This is a genomic window from Heyndrickxia sporothermodurans (assembly GCF_003055045.1).
Lineage (GTDB): Bacteria > Bacillota > Bacilli > Bacillales > Bacillaceae_C > Heyndrickxia > Heyndrickxia sporothermodurans.
The window spans coordinates 20,394-35,206 of sequence record NZ_NAZB01000032.1; the positions used below are offsets into that span (position 1 = coordinate 20,394).

14 protein-coding genes and 3 tRNA genes are annotated in these 14,813 nt (G+C 36.5%); 16 read left to right on the forward strand and 1 reads right to left on the reverse strand.

Translation table 11 applies throughout. The features are described 5' to 3' along the window. Positions 1 to 48 precede the first annotated feature (48 nt). Positions 49 to 765 carry a DUF554 domain-containing protein gene (locus B5V89_RS13945; protein ID WP_066235808.1) on the forward strand — a complete coding sequence of 239 codons (717 nt, stop codon included), beginning with the start codon at positions 49 to 51 and terminating at the stop codon, positions 763 to 765. A gap of 49 nt (positions 766 to 814) precedes the next feature. Here B5V89_RS13945 and yyaC read toward each other — a convergent pair whose 3' ends face one another. After that, positions 815 to 1,435, reverse strand: coding sequence for a spore protease YyaC (yyaC, locus tag B5V89_RS13950; protein ID WP_066235809.1), 621 nt, complete (start codon positions 1,433 to 1,435; stop codon positions 815 to 817). Between the two features lie 170 nt (positions 1,436 to 1,605). Between yyaC and B5V89_RS13955 the strand changes: the two genes are divergently transcribed. The 15 genes from B5V89_RS13955 (at position 1,606) to B5V89_RS14025 (ending at position 14,573) form a co-directional block, all read left to right on the forward strand. Further along, the gene (locus tag B5V89_RS13955) at positions 1,606 to 2,484 is read left to right on the forward strand and encodes a mechanosensitive ion channel family protein (protein ID WP_066235810.1); all 879 of its coding nucleotides are present in this window, start codon (positions 1,606 to 1,608) and stop codon (positions 2,482 to 2,484) included. A gap of 3 nt (positions 2,485 to 2,487) precedes the next feature. Further along, a complete protein-coding gene (locus tag B5V89_RS13960; protein ID WP_066235822.1) occupies positions 2,488 to 2,685 on the forward strand; it encodes a DUF951 domain-containing protein in 198 nt (65 codons plus the stop codon). Positions 2,686 to 2,820: 135 nt separating this feature from the next. Then, positions 2,821 to 3,921 (forward strand): redox-regulated ATPase YchF, encoded by a 1,101-nt coding sequence (ychF, locus tag B5V89_RS13965; RefSeq protein ID WP_107920279.1) that lies wholly within the window; start codon positions 2,821 to 2,823, stop codon positions 3,919 to 3,921. Between the two features lie 262 nt (positions 3,922 to 4,183). Next, positions 4,184 to 4,471: a 30S ribosomal protein S6 gene (gene rpsF, locus B5V89_RS13970; protein ID WP_066235812.1), complete on the forward strand. Its 288-nt coding sequence runs from the start codon at positions 4,184 to 4,186 to the stop codon at positions 4,469 to 4,471. A 64-nt stretch (positions 4,472 to 4,535) separates the two neighbouring features. Continuing rightward, positions 4,536 to 5,039, forward strand: coding sequence for a single-stranded DNA-binding protein (gene ssb, locus B5V89_RS13975; protein WP_066235813.1), 504 nt, complete (start codon positions 4,536 to 4,538; stop codon positions 5,037 to 5,039). A gap of 32 nt (positions 5,040 to 5,071) precedes the next feature. Further along, the gene (gene rpsR, locus B5V89_RS13980) at positions 5,072 to 5,308 is read left to right on the forward strand and encodes a 30S ribosomal protein S18 (RefSeq protein WP_058005131.1); all 237 of its coding nucleotides are present in this window, start codon (positions 5,072 to 5,074) and stop codon (positions 5,306 to 5,308) included. A gap of 191 nt (positions 5,309 to 5,499) precedes the next feature. Further along, positions 5,500 to 7,515 (forward strand): methyl-accepting chemotaxis protein, encoded by a 2,016-nt coding sequence (locus B5V89_RS13985; protein WP_108072518.1) that lies wholly within the window; start codon positions 5,500 to 5,502, stop codon positions 7,513 to 7,515. A gap of 109 nt (positions 7,516 to 7,624) precedes the next feature. Beyond that, a complete protein-coding gene (locus B5V89_RS13990; protein ID WP_066235815.1) occupies positions 7,625 to 8,569 on the forward strand; it encodes a YybS family protein in 945 nt (314 codons plus the stop codon). 67 nt (positions 8,570 to 8,636) lie between these two features. Then, on the forward strand, positions 8,637 to 10,610 hold the full coding sequence (locus B5V89_RS13995) for a DHH family phosphoesterase (protein ID WP_066235816.1): 1,974 nt from the start codon (positions 8,637 to 8,639) through the stop codon (positions 10,608 to 10,610). Then, complete coding sequence (rplI, locus tag B5V89_RS14000; protein ID WP_066235817.1) at positions 10,607 to 11,056, forward strand: 50S ribosomal protein L9; 450 nt, start codon at positions 10,607 to 10,609, stop codon at positions 11,054 to 11,056. Before B5V89_RS13995 ends, rplI begins: the two co-directional genes overlap by 4 nt. A gap of 204 nt (positions 11,057 to 11,260) precedes the next feature. After that, positions 11,261 to 12,625, forward strand: coding sequence for a replicative DNA helicase (gene dnaB / locus B5V89_RS14005; protein WP_066235818.1), 1,365 nt, complete (start codon positions 11,261 to 11,263; stop codon positions 12,623 to 12,625). 200 nt (positions 12,626 to 12,825) lie between these two features. Beyond that, positions 12,826 to 14,112 carry an adenylosuccinate synthase gene (locus tag B5V89_RS14010; RefSeq protein ID WP_108072519.1) on the forward strand — a complete coding sequence of 429 codons (1,287 nt, stop codon included), beginning with the start codon at positions 12,826 to 12,828 and terminating at the stop codon, positions 14,110 to 14,112. 200 nt (positions 14,113 to 14,312) lie between these two features. Beyond that, positions 14,313 to 14,385, forward strand: a tRNA-Lys gene (locus tag B5V89_RS14015). A 30-nt stretch (positions 14,386 to 14,415) separates the two neighbouring features. Beyond that, positions 14,416 to 14,492, forward strand: a tRNA-Asp gene (locus B5V89_RS14020). Positions 14,493 to 14,500: 8 nt separating this feature from the next. Further along, positions 14,501 to 14,573 (forward strand) — tRNA-Phe (locus B5V89_RS14025). The last annotated feature ends 240 nt before the right edge of the window (positions 14,574 to 14,813 follow it).

The window sequence follows — 14,813 nt, forward strand, 5'->3', positions numbered from 1 at the left end:
TAGGCCATCTATGTAGATGGTTTATTTTTTCATATGGCAGGTGGATCTATGGTACTTTTAGGAACTATTGTAAATGGAATTTGCATCGTTATCGGATCTCTACTTGGTAAACTTTTACATAAAATTCCTGAAAGAGTAAAAGGAACAGTTATGTATGCCATTGGACTTGCAGTTATTGTTTTAGGACTGCAAATGGGGTTAAAAAGCGAGCATTTTTTAATAGTTATTTTGAGTTTAGTATTTGGCGCTGTCATTGGTGAAATGACGATGATAGAGGAGAAATTAAATAAACTTGGGAACTGGCTGGAAAAAAGGGTTGGTTCAAATGAACAAGGGAATATCTCTGAAGGTTTTGTTACAGCAACACTAATATTCGTCATTGGAGCAATGGCAATTATCGGTGCATTGGATAGCGGGATACGTGGGGATCATAATGTATTATATACAAAGGCAATTATTGATGGGTTTACAGCCTTAATTTTAACCACAACATTAGGGATTGGTGTCATTTTTTCAGCCATTCCGGTGTTTCTTTATCAAGGGCTTATCGCTATTTTTGCAACGCAAATTGATCGGGTTATTCCAGATGCGCTAATGAATTCCTTTATTGTCGAAATGACGTCGACTGGTGGGATTATGATCGTTGCGATAGGTTTAAATATCGCGGGGATAACGAAGATTCGGGTGGCAAATTTGCTTCCGGGAATTTTGGTAGTTGCTATTATTGTTACAGTTATTTATTTTTATAAAAATCTCTTTATTTAAATTTTGTAGTATTTGAGTTGGCAGGGAAAGGTTAACTTTCCCTGTTTAGTTAGATTGTCCGTTCATGATTATTATCCCAATCTAGTTCATGGATATGAGGTTGTTGGTAGGCACGACTTGCACGGTAGATGCCTCCTGCAATTGTCTTTGCCATTTTGACGACTAAATTTAATCGTGTATTTTGCAGAACAAAGAATTCCATGAAGCCGCTAACATTAACGATCCCGGTAATATGCATATCTCCGACACTCGGTAATTCTTTTTTGACTCCAGCTCCGGGTTTTACAGGTCCATCCATAATTTGAATCATGCCGACACTTTTCAATTTTCCAAGACATGCATCGATAGCAATAATGAATGGATTTTCATGCATTTCATGGATGGCTTTTAACTTTTCTTCTAAATTGACGGCATGGATTGGATCATCTAATGTCCCATAAACTGAAAATATAGATGGCCCTTTTTCTTGAAGAAATGTTCCGGTGAGTGGTCCTAATGAATCACCAGTGGAACGGTCTGTTCCAATGCAGACAATGATAACAGGCTGATCGTCTTTTATCGGAAGCATTGATAAAATTTGCGTTGAGATGATTTCTTTTGCAAGCGGTTCATCATGAGGGATTTTTCTTTCATCCACTTTTTGTTCAAAAAACCTTTTCCCTAGTTTCATTTCGTCCACTCCTCGTTAATAGTATTAACAGTATACGGAGGAAATTATTTTTCTATACATAAAGGAAGAGGTTTTGGGGAAAATAAAAAATTATTATGATTATTAGTTTATCTGCATGTCTTTTTATGCTATTTTTTTAGAATCGAATCTTTTTTAGGTTGGTGTTTGAATTGAATTCATTGGAAAAATCCACTGAAAAAGTTGCAGGAGAGTTGTTTGATCGAGAACTGTGGATACATTTAGGAGAATTGATTCTAAAAATATTTATTATTCTCGTAGTTGCATCTATTGTGATTAGAATAGGAAGAGCAACGATACGAAACGTGTTTAAAGTAAGGGCTAAATCGCCAATACGAGTATCGGAGCGAAGGGAGAACACACTTTTAAAGCTTTTGGAAAATGTTTTAACCTATTTGATTTATTTTATTGCCTTAATAACAATTCTATCTTCATTAAATATTGATGTAAAAGGATTGTTAGCGGGAGCAGGAATCGTTGGTTTAGCAGTTGGATTTGGTGCTCAAAGTCTGGTGCGAGACATTATCTCCGGTTTTTTCATTATTTTTGAAGATCAGTTTTCGGTTGGGGATTATGTTGGTGTTGGTAAGTTTATGGGAACCGTTGATGAAATTGGATTACGAACGACAAAGATCAAAAGCTGGACAGGGGAAGTTCATATTCTTCCAAACGGAAATATAACCGAAGTTACAAATTACTCGATCAATAACAGTATTTCTGTTGTTGATATTAATATTCCTTATGAACAAAACATTGAAAGAGCGGAAGAAATTATCGAAGAGTTACTGGAAGGACTTCAAGATAAGTATGAAGAAATCATTAATAAACCGGAATTGCTCGGTGTTCAAAAATTAGGAACTTCTGATATACAATTAAGGATAATAGCCGAAACGGTCCCAATGATGCACTGGTATATAGCTAGAGCGATTAGAAAGGAAGTCAAACAGACTCTCGATCAGCATGGGATTCATGCTCCGTTTCCGAAGCTTGTCATGTATTCACGAAATAATGAAGAAGTAAGGGGAGAGTAAATGATGGAACCAAAGGAATTTGGACTTAATGATGTTGTCGAAATGAAAAAGCAGCATCCGTGCGGAACAAACCGATGGAAAATCATTCGAATGGGAATGGATATCCGTATTAAATGTGAAGGATGCGGACATAGTGTGATGATCCCTAGAAGGGAATTTTCTAGAAAAATGAAGAAAGTATTAGTAAAGCATGAAGAATAGATTCATGCTTTTTTCTATGGGACATTCTATGATGCTTGCGCTTTTTTAGGATAATCCATATAATTGTGAAAGGTATGCAGAAACGATAAATTCAATCTAATAATATAGATATTCTTTCAAGAGGAGTGACCCATAATGGCACTAACAGCAGGGATCGTAGGATTGCCAAATGTCGGTAAGTCTACTTTATTTAATGCAATTACGAAAGCTGGAGCAGAATCTGCCAACTATCCATTCTGTACAATTGACCCAAACGTAGGGATCGTAGAAGTTCCAGATGAACGTTTAAATAAATTAACAGAACTCGTTCAACCAAAGAAAACTGTTCCAACAGCATTTGAATTTACTGATATCGCGGGAATTGTAAAAGGTGCAAGTAAAGGAGAAGGACTAGGAAATAAATTTCTTTCTCATATTCGTCAAGTAGACGCTATTTGTCATGTTGTTCGCTGCTTTGAGGACGGAAATATTACACACGTATCCGGAAAAGTCGATCCGATTGATGATATTGAAACAATTAACTTAGAACTGGTTTTAGCTGATTTAGAGACAGTAGACAAACGAATTGTTCGTGTTGAAAAATTGGCAAAGCAAAAGGATAAAGAAGCTGTGGCAGAGTTTGAAGTGCTAACTAAATTAAAAGAGGCACTTGAATCGGACAAACCTGCTCGTTCAGTTGAATTTACGGATGAGCAATTAAAACTTGTAAAAGGCCTTCATTTGTTAACGAGCAAACCAATTCTTTATGTTGCTAATGTCGGAGAAGATGAGGTTGCGGATCCTTCTAGTAATAAAAATCTTCAAAAGGTACGTGACTATGCAGCTAATGAAGGTGCAGAAGTAATAGTCATTTGTGCAAAAATTGAAGAGGAGATTGCTGAATTAGACGATGATGAAAAGGAAATGTTCCTTTCAGAGCTAGGAATTGAAGAATCAGGGTTGGACCAATTAATTAAAGCTGCTTATAGCTTACTTGGATTGGCGACTTATTTTACAGCCGGAGTCCAAGAAGTTCGTGCCTGGACATTTAAAAAAGGAATGAAGGCACCACAATGTGCGGGTATTATTCATACTGATTTTGAAAAAGGTTTCATTCGTGCGGAAACAGTTTCATTTGACGATCTAATTGCTGGCGGCTCAATGACTGCAGCAAAAGAGGCTGGAAAGGTTCGTCTAGAAGGAAAAGAATACCTTGTACAAGATGGAGATGTTATGCATTTTAGATTTAATGTGTAAGAATAAAAAAGTAAGGTGGTGCTTTTTGCACTGCCTTTTTTTGTAAAAGATATTTTCAAAGGAAAAGTATGATAAACACTTTACGCGAACAAATGTTTGTGTTATGATAATTGAAACAAGATTGATATAAAAGATTGGACATCCGTTGCACATGGCTAGTTGATGTGCTATAATTACTACTTGTGAGTAATGAACGTATATTAAACATTGCTCCTTGCCCTTATTAAAAGGGCCGCATAGTCCATAAGGAGGTGACAGAAAGATGAAAAAGTACGAAATTATGTACATTATCCGTCCAAATATTGAGGATGAAGCTAAAAAAGCTCTCGTTGAACGTTTCGATAACGTTTTAACAACTCAAGGTGCGGAAATCATCGAATCTAAAGACTGGGGTAAGCGTCGTCTTGCGTATGAAATCGAAGACTTCCGTGATGGTTTTTACCGTCTCGTAACTGTAAATGCTAACCCAGAAGCGGTTCAAGAATTTGACCGTCTTGCTAAGATCAGTGGCGACATTATCCGTCACATCGTCATTAAAGAAGAAGAGTAATTATATAAATGATAGCTATGTTTCACGTGGAACATAGTTTTTAAAAAGGAAGGGGTTGATTCTGATGATGAACCGAGTCGTATTAGTAGGTCGATTAACGAAAGATCCAGACTTACGATATACTCCAAGTGGGGTTGCTGTTGCCACTTTTACTCTTGCTGTGAATCGTACGTTTACGAATCAACAAGGTGAAAGGGAAGCAGACTTTATTAATTGTGTAGTATGGCGTAAACCGGCGGAAAACGTTGCGAACTTCTTGAAAAAGGGAAGTCTAGCAGGTGTTGACGGTCGTTTGCAAACTCGTAATTATGAAGGACAAGATGGAAAACGCGTATATGTTACTGAAGTAGTGGCAGAAAGTGTTCAATTCCTAGAACCAAGAAATGCTAATGCTAACCCTAATCGTGGCGGCAACAATGATTTTTATGGCGGTGGTCAAGGAAATCAAAACACACCATTCAACCAAAATCAGAATCAACGAAACCAAGGATATACACGAGTAGATGAAGATCCATTTTCAAATGATGGTCAACCGATTGACATCTCAGATGATGATCTTCCATTCTAACGATAGCTAATTAAGAAATGGAGGGAAATAACATGGCAGGTGGACGCAGAGGCGGACGTAAACGTCGTAAAGTGTGTTACTTTACTTCTAACGGAATCACACATATCGACTACAAAGATGTAGATCTTTTGAAAAAGTTTATTTCTGAACGTGGAAAAATTCTTCCACGTCGTGTAACTGGAACAAGCGCAAAATACCAACGTAAATTAACGATTGCTATCAAACGCGCACGTACTATGGCTTTATTACCATACGTATCTGGTGAATAATAAGAAGAAAGAAAGCTATTGGTCTGTTTGACCAGTAGCTTTCTTTTTTTGCCTATTATGGCTTTGTGTAGGTTTTGGTAATTTGAATATTACAACAAATTCCGATTTTCTAAACTATTGATGAAATATGTCGAAATTAAAAGTAGTTTCAATATTATAGGGTAATCTTATAGGTAGGTGCTAAAAAGATAGTGTTTAAATCTATAAAATTTAAGTTTATTTTTGTTGTGACCATTTTGTTAATTGTTTCGTTTACAGCAATGATTGCAATTACAACATGGCAAGCGAGTAAAAAAACAAAAGAAAATGTCATTTCTGAAACAGATAGAATGGTTAATGAACTAAACTACTCAATCCAGTTGTATTTTAATCAATACGAAAAAAGCATTGAACAAATTAGTACGTATGAAAAGATTGGGGAATATGGTTATCAGGGACTTTCCATTAATAACAAAGAGAAGGGAAAGCAAGATGACCAAGTAATTAAAGACATATTAACAGGTTATTTAAATACATATAAGGAAGCAACTTCAACATACTTCGCAACAACAAATAAAAAAATTGTTGCTTTACCAAAAGCTAATTTATCAGCGGATGCGGATCCAACTACACAAAATTGGTATAAAAATGCGATTACCACCACAGGGAGAGTCGTTTGGACTGAACCATATAAAGATCCTGCAACAAATGAATATATTATTACCGCTTCAAAAGCTGTTATAAATAAAGGTATGATCGTTGGTGTAATTGGAGCAAATATTAAAATGTCTGAAATTACCAACCGGATATCTAATATGAAACTTGGATACAAAGGGATCCCGTTTATCGTCAATTCTGATGGAAAGTCAATTATATATAAAGATACACATGGCGAGGATTTAACAACGATTCCTTTTATTAAGCAAATGATGAAGGAAAATAAGGATAGAGGAATTATTAACTATCAAGAAGGCAAAAATAGCAAAGTGCTCGTATATAGTACTAATTTAACGAACCGTTGGAAAATAGGCGCAGTATACAATCAAGGTAATTTATTAGTTTTGGCAAAAGATTTACAAACGATTCTAATCATTATTGGTGTATCAACGCTTATCCTTTCAGTTATTGTGTTAGCATATGTTTCAATTCGTATTACTAAGCCGATAAAGAAATTAAAAGCGGCAATGGGCCAATTATCAGATGGGGATTTGCAAGCATACGCTAATGTAAATTCAAATGATGAAATTGGAGAGTTGGCGAATAGCTTTAACTCAATGATTGAAAAAATTAAACAAGTAATTATAGTTGTAAATGAGTCCATTTCAAAAGTTAGGGAATCAGCTGAAAACTTAAGTGCAAGTTCGGAAGAAACGAATGCGTCAAGTGAACAAATGGCACTAGCTGTAAATGAGATTGCCCAAGGCGCATCTAAATCAGCAGAGGATGCTGAAGTGGCCAATATTAATTCTACAAATTTAAGTTCACAAATTAATGATATTCATGAGAAATCTGAACAAATGAGTAATCTTGCCTTAAAAACAAATGAAATGAATCATTTAGGTATAAGTAAAATGCAAGATTTAAAGATTTCCTTTAATACAGCAGATCAATATATCCAATCGATGTCTTCAGTAGTTTTAGATTTATCGATGAAAATTAACTCAATTGAGACAGTAATTCAAACAATTACATCGATTGCCTCTCAAACGAATTTATTAGCATTAAATGCTAGTATCGAAGCGGCACGTGCCGGTGAGCACGGAAAGGGATTTGCGGTAGTAGCTGAAGAAGTTCGGCAGCTGGCAGAACAGTCAGTAAAGGCAACAGACCAAGTAAAGCAAACGATACTAAATATACAAGAAGGAACACATCATGTAGTAGATGAAATGAAGAAAACAAAGGAAACGTGGATGCAACAATCAGAAGTAGTTAATGAAACGAATCAAACCTTTGAGGAAATAACAAAGCTTATGAATGTTATGCAGCAATCAATCACTTCTGTATATAATGGGATACAAGAAGTATCTACTCATAAAGATGAGGTCGTAAATATTATCCAAAACATGGCGGCAATGTCAGAACAAACGGCTGCAGCATGTGAAGAAGTTGGCGCTTCGACGGATGAACAATTAAGAGCCATTCAATCTGTTGCGGAATTAGCCAGTAACTTAACGGAATTAAGCTATGATTTACAAAATGTAATTAGCCATTTTAAGTTGAATAGCTAATAAACAGGTTAATTGTTCTAATAAACAGTGTCTTTGAAGGGCACTGTTTTTTTTGTCTAGACTTCCTTCATATGGTAGTATAAACCTAATAGATACATGAGGTGAAAGAATGAAAAACACAAAAATGTTAACAGAAGGAGCTTTAATGCTCGCTGTTTTCACGATTTTACTTTTGATTTTCAACTATATCCCATTTTTGTCTTTAATTGCGGTTGCCTTTCTATTGTTACCGTTCATCCTCTATAGTGCTAAATATCCTTTAAAATATTCGTTTGTGTTATTAATTGGAGGAATTATTATTTCAGCATTAGTAGGAACATTGTTATTAATTCCGGTAGCAATCGCCTACGGTACGACAGGAATGGTTATCGGTTACAGCATTCAAAGGAAAAAGTCCAAAACATTTCTATACATAGCTGCAAGTATCATGTTTTTACTAAATACAATCGGTCAATATGTTGTTTCGGTCGTCTTTTTTAAGATAGACATTTTAAAAGACACAATCAAAATGGTCCGTGAATCAATGAATAAGTCCATGCAAATTTTTGAAGCAGTAGACAAAGGATCTTCTGATCAACTGATGGATCAATTCAATACCGTTCTGAATTCGTTTACAATTCTATTGCCGAGTCTGCTTGTAACTGCATCCTTCCTTATTATTTGGATATTGTTATCGATTAATTTGCCAATAGTTAGGCGTTTTCAAATCGATACTCCGAAGTGGAATTCATTTGGGGATTTACAATTACCAAGAAGCATATTATGGTATTATTTAATAACAATTATATTGACGCTTATTTTAAAGCCTGAACAAGGCAGTTTTGCAAACACAGCATTAGCTAACTTAAATTTTGTTTTACAATTATTAATGTTACTTCAAGGATTTTCTTTCCTTTATTTTTATAGCTATGAAAAAAAGTGGCCAAAAGCAATTCCGGTTTTGATTATTATTTTTTCATTTTTACTCTTCCCTCTTCAATATCTAGTAAGAATATTAGGTATAATGGATTTAGGGTTTAATTTACGACAAATAATTAAACGAAAATCATCATGACCCCTGTTTTGAATGATGGGAACGGAATAATCACTGGGAGTTTTGAATTAAATGGGAGAGAATAAACATGCCTTCATATTATAAAAATCGAATGGTACGTTATCCACTATATGGACTGCTGGCGGTTTCTTTAGCCCTTTTAGGACTCATTGCTTTTTACCATTGGTGGATTACGGTTATTGGGCTTCTACTGATAGGGACCTTGTTTTATCTAGCCCTTTTTCTTGAACAAAGGTCAAATAAAGCAACTCTTGAGTATATTTCCACCTTATCCCACCGAATAAAAAGGGTTGGTGAAGAGGCATTATTAGAAATGCCAATTGGAATTATGCTGATCAATGATGATTACTTTATTGAATGGACAAATCATTATATGGCTTCATGCTTTAATGAAGATACACTAGTCGGGGAATCATTATATGATGTTGCAGAAGATTTAGTTCCGTTAATTAAGCAAGAAGTAGATACTGAGCTAATATCATTAAATGGGCGAAAATACCGCGTTACCTTAAAACATAAGGAACGATTACTTTACTTTTTAGATGTTACAGAAATGGCTGAAGTTGTAAAACTGTATAATGAGGAAAGAACAGTTATTGCCATCATCTTTTTAGATAATTATGATGAAGTGACACAAGGAATGGATGACCAAACACGGAGTAGTCTCAATAGTTTAGTGACGTCAATTCTGAATAAATGGGCAACTGAGTACGGGATTTTTCTAAAAAGAGTGTCCGCTGAACGATTTATCGGTGTTTTTAATGAGAAAATTCTTAATGAGTTGGAAGAGAATAAATTCTCTATTTTAGATGAAGTACGTGAAACAACAACGAAGCAGAATATCCCGCTAACATTAAGTATTGGTATTGGTGCTGATGGACCAACCTTGCCTGATTTAGGTACTTTATCCCAATCAAGTTTGGACATAGCACTTGGCAGAGGGGGAGATCAAGTAGCCATTAAGCAAATGAATGGAAAAGTGAAGTTTTATGGCGGGAAGACAAACCCGATGGAAAAGCGTACAAGAGTACGTGCACGAGTGATTTCTCATGCATTAAAAGAATTGATGATTGAGAGCGATAAAGTTTTTGTAATGGGGCATAAATTTCCTGATATGGACGCCGTTGGATCAGCTATCGGTGTACGTAAAGTAGCGGAAATGAATCAAATAGAAGGTTATATTGTTATCAATTTTTCTGAGATTGATACCGGGGTAAAGCGATTAATTGATGAAGTGAAGCAATATCCGGATTTATATTCTCGCTTTATTTCACCGGAAGACGCAATGGAAATGGCGACGGAAGAGTCCCTACTGGTCATTGTGGATACGCATAAGCCGTCCTTTGTCATCGAAGAAAAACTCATTAAGAGGATGGATAATATTGTTGTTATCGACCATCATCGACGCGGTGAGGATTTTATAAAAAATCCACTTTTAGTGTATATGGAACCATATGCTTCTTCCACTGCCGAACTTGTCACTGAGTTATTAGAATACCAACCAAAAAATGAAAAAATTAATATGCTTGAAGCAACAGCCCTATTAGCCGGAATAATCGTTGATACAAAAAGCTTCACGTTAAGAACGGGCTCAAGAACATTCGATGCCGCTTCATATTTACGTGCCCAAGGTGCGGATACTATCTTAGTCCAGAAGTTCTTGAAAGAAGATTTGGAAACGTATATTAAACGGTCAAAATTAATTGAGAGTGTAAAATTTTCTCGTGATGGAATCGCTATTGGAAAAGGTACCGATGAAGAGATTTATAATTCGGTATTAATTGCACAAGCTGCAGACACTCTACTAACAATGGATGGAGTACAGGCATCTTTCGTTATTTCTAAACGATCAGAAGAAGAGATAGGAATAAGCGCACGTTCATTAGGAAAAGTAAATGTTCAAATTATAATGGAAAGTCTAGGCGGCGGTGGTCATTTGTCGAATGCCGCCACGCAACTTCAAAACACGACAATTGCAGAAGCAGAAAAGGCGCTGTTGAAAGCAATAGATGATTATTTAGAAGGGAGACAGCAATCATGAAAGTAATTTTTTTAAAAGATGTTAAAGGAAAAGGAAAAAAGGGAGAAACAAAAAATGTAGCGGATGGATATGCTCACAACTTTTTACTTAAGCAAGGATTGGCTGTAGAGGCAACTCCAGGAAATTTAAAAGGTCTCGATGCACAAAAGAAAAAGGAACAGCAATTAGCTGCAGAAGAGCTTCAAGAAGCGAAAAAGTTGAAAGAAAAACTAGAACAAATTACTGTAGAATTGAAAGCAAAATCTGGTACAGGTGGTCGCCTTTTCGGTTCGATTACAAGCAAACAAATTTCAGAGGAATTAAAAAAGGCACACGATATTAAAATTGATAAACGCAAAATAGAAATGGACGATGCCATTCGTACTCTAGGGGTTACTAAAGTACCTGTTAAACTTCATTCTGAAGTAACAGCAACATTAAATGTCCATGTAAAAGAAGAAAAATAAAAACACGTCTTGTTAAATTTGCCAGCTTCACAAGAAATAACTTCGTGATAAAATAGTTAAGTAAGGTGAATGTTTGATATGACAATCTCTCTTTTAAGAGTGGAAATAAAGAAAGAATTAAATGTGATCGAATATAATTGATCACTTTTTTTCTATGGATTTATTTTGAGTATGTATAGCTCATAAATGGGAGGTTTTATTTCAATGAGTGATTTATTTGCGGATCGCATGCCGCCTCAAAATATAGAAGCAGAACAAGCAGTTATAGGGGCTATCTTTTTGGAACCATCTTCATTGATCTTGGCCTCGGAAACATTGATTCCGGAGGATTTTTATCGCAGTGCTCATCAAAAGATATTTAGTGTTTTTTTAAAGCTAAATGATGAGGGCAAAGCGGTTGATCTAGTTACAGTTACTGAAGAACTAGCTGCTGCTAAACAATTAGAAGATGTTGGTGGTATATCGTATTTAAGTGAAGTAGCTGCATCTGTTCCAACAGCAGCAAATATTGAATATTATGCGAGAATTGTAGAAGAGAAATCTCTCTTGCGCCGATTAATTCGAACGGCAACAACGATTGCCCAGGAAGGTTATTCTCGTGAAGATGAAGTAGATGCATTGTTAAATGAGGCTGAAAAAAGCATTATGGAAGTTGCCCAACGGAAAAATGCGGGTTCCTTTCATAATATTAAAGATGTGCTTGTAAGAACCTATGATAATATTGAATTACTGCATAACCGTGTTGGCGATATTACTGGGATTCCTACTGGCTTCACCGAGCTTGATCGGATGACGGCAGGTTTCCAACGGAATGATTTAATTATTGTCGCTGCACGTCCTTCAGTAGGTAAAACGGCTTTTGCTTTAAACATTGCCCAAAATGTCGGAACAAAGGCTGGCGAAAATGTGGCAATTTTTAGTCTCGAGATGGGAGCGGAACAATTAGTAATGCGTATGCTCTGTGCAGAAGGGAATATTAATGCGCAAAACTTGCGGACCGGTTCATTAACCGACGAAGACTGGCGAAAGCTGACGATGGCGATGGGAAGTCTTTCGAATTCAGGTATTTTTATTGATGATACGCCAGGTATTCGGATTAGCGAGATCCGCTCCAAGTGTCGAAGGTTAAAGCAAGAACATGGTCTCGGAATGATATTAATTGATTATTTGCAGTTGATCCAAGGGAATGGCCGTTCAGGTGAAAACCGACAACAGGAAGTTTCCGAAATTTCACGTTCGTTAAAAGCACTCGCACGTGAGTTAGAAGTTCCGGTTATCGCCCTCTCTCAGCTTTCTCGTGGTGTTGAACAACGTCAGGATAAGCGTCCGATGATGTCAGATATCCGTGAATCAGGAAGTATTGAGCAAGACGCGGATATTGTTGCCTTCCTTTATCGGGACGATTATTATGATAAGGAAAGTGAAAACAAAAATATTATCGAAATCATAATTGCTAAACAGCGTAATGGCCCAGTTGGAACCGTATCATTAGCTTTTGTAAAAGAATATAATAAGTTTGTTAATTTGGAACGTCGATTTGATGATGCTCAAGTTCCGGCGGGAGCTTAAGAAGATTTCTGAATTAATAATAGTAGATAAAGAGAATTGGAGTTTACCAGTTCTCTTTTTTTATATTTTACATAATTACGAATAAAGTAGATTAAACACCTACTAAATGTTCGTGTTTGGATTGACTTTTTTATATAAATTGTTAAAATAAGTAGGGTATAAAATATAGAACGTAAAAATTATTTGGAGGTGCCTTATTAATGTCATCAGTAGTTGTTGTCGGAACACAATGGGGCGATGAAGGAAAAGGAAAGATTACAGACTTTCTTTCTGAAAATGCAGAAGTCATTGCACGATACCAAGGCGGAAATAATGCGGGTCACACGATTCGTTTTAATGGTGAAACATATAAATTACACTTAATTCCATCTGGGATTTTTTATAAAGAAAAGATCAGTGTTATCGGAAATGGTTTGGTGGTTGATCCGAAAGCGCTTGTTCAAGAATTAAAAGGATTGCACGAAAGAGGAATTTCCACAGATAATTTACGAATTAGTAATCGTGCACATGTAATACTTCCTTATCATTTGAAAATTGATGAGATGGATGAGGAACGAAAAGGTGCGAATAAAATAGGTACGACGAAAAAAGGAATTGGACCAGCCTATATGGATAAAGCTGCTCGTGTTGGTATTCGTATGGCTGATCTTCTTGATCGAGAAATATTTGAAGAGAAATTGGCTCGTAATTTAGAAGAGAAAAACCGTTTATTGGAACGTTTCTATGAAACGAATGGATTTTCATTAGAGGAAATTTTGGATGAATACTATGAGTACGGACAACAAATTAAGCAATATGTTTGTGATACGTCTGTTGTTTTAAATGATGCTTTAGATGAAGGGCGCCGTGTTCTATTTGAAGGGGCACAAGGAGTTATGTTGGATATTGACCAAGGTACATATCCGTTTGTTACATCATCCAATCCAATTGCCGGTGGAGTAACAATCGGTTCCGGTGTTGGTCCGACAAAAATTAATCATGTAGTCGGTGTAGCAAAAGCATATACTTCTCGTGTAGGAGATGGTCCATTCCCTACCGAATTACATGACGATATAGGCAATCAAATCCGTGAAGTTGGTCGTGAATATGGGACAACGACAGGACGACCAAGACGTGTTGGTTGGTTCGACAGTGTTGTTGTTCGCCATGCACGTCGTGTTAGTGGAATTACAGACCTTTCCCTTAATTCCATTGATGTATTAACGGGTATTGAAACAGTTAAAATTTGTACATCTTATCGATATAAAGATACAGTTATTGAAGAGTTTCCGGCAAATCTAAATATTTTAGCTGAATGTGAACCAATCTATGAAGAGCTGCCGGGTTGGACGGAAGATATTACAAGCTGCAAAACATTAGAAGAGTTACCAGCAAATGCTCGTCACTATTTAGAACGCGTTTCACAGTTAACAGGAATTCCATTGTCCGTCTTCTCTGTTGGACCTGACCGTTCACAAACAAATGTTGTTAATAGTGTTTGGAGATAAATGAGGAAATGAGGATGAATTTTTGATCATCCTCATTTTTTATTGTAATCAGTCCTACAAAGTTATCCTGCAACGTCTAGCTAAAGCTAAGCAAGGAGCTTTTAGCTTTTCTATTTTTTTTACGAAATTTGCCGAAAGTTGTTGCTTTATGAAATAATGTTATGGTAATATAAAATACGTTGTTACGAAATATTAAGTTCGAGCCATTAGCTCAGTCGGTAGAGCATCTGACTTTTAATCAGAGGGTCGAAGGTTCGAGTCCTTCATGGCTCATCCTTCAAATATTTTTTAATAATAATATTTGGTCCGGTAGTTCAGCTGGTTAGAATGCCTGCCTGTCACGCAGGAGGTCGCGGGTTCGAGTCCCGTCCGGACCGCCATTTCAATTGGCTCGGTAGCTCAGTCGGTAGAGCAATGGACTGAAAATCCATGTGTCGGCGGTTCGATTCCGTCCCGAGCCATCATCAAAAAGCACTGCGATGACATAAGACTCTCGCAATGCTTTTTTATTTATTACTTTCTATAAATACTGGCCTTTTTTAAAGTTCGATGTTGATTATTGACGCCAAGTTGATTGGAGCGGAAGGTACGAGACTCCTGCGGGATTAGCTGGACAGATGAGACCCCGCAAGAGCGAAGCGATGAGGAGGCTCATCGCCAGCCCCGCGGAAAGCGAGTACCTGCAGCGGAAATCAACATCT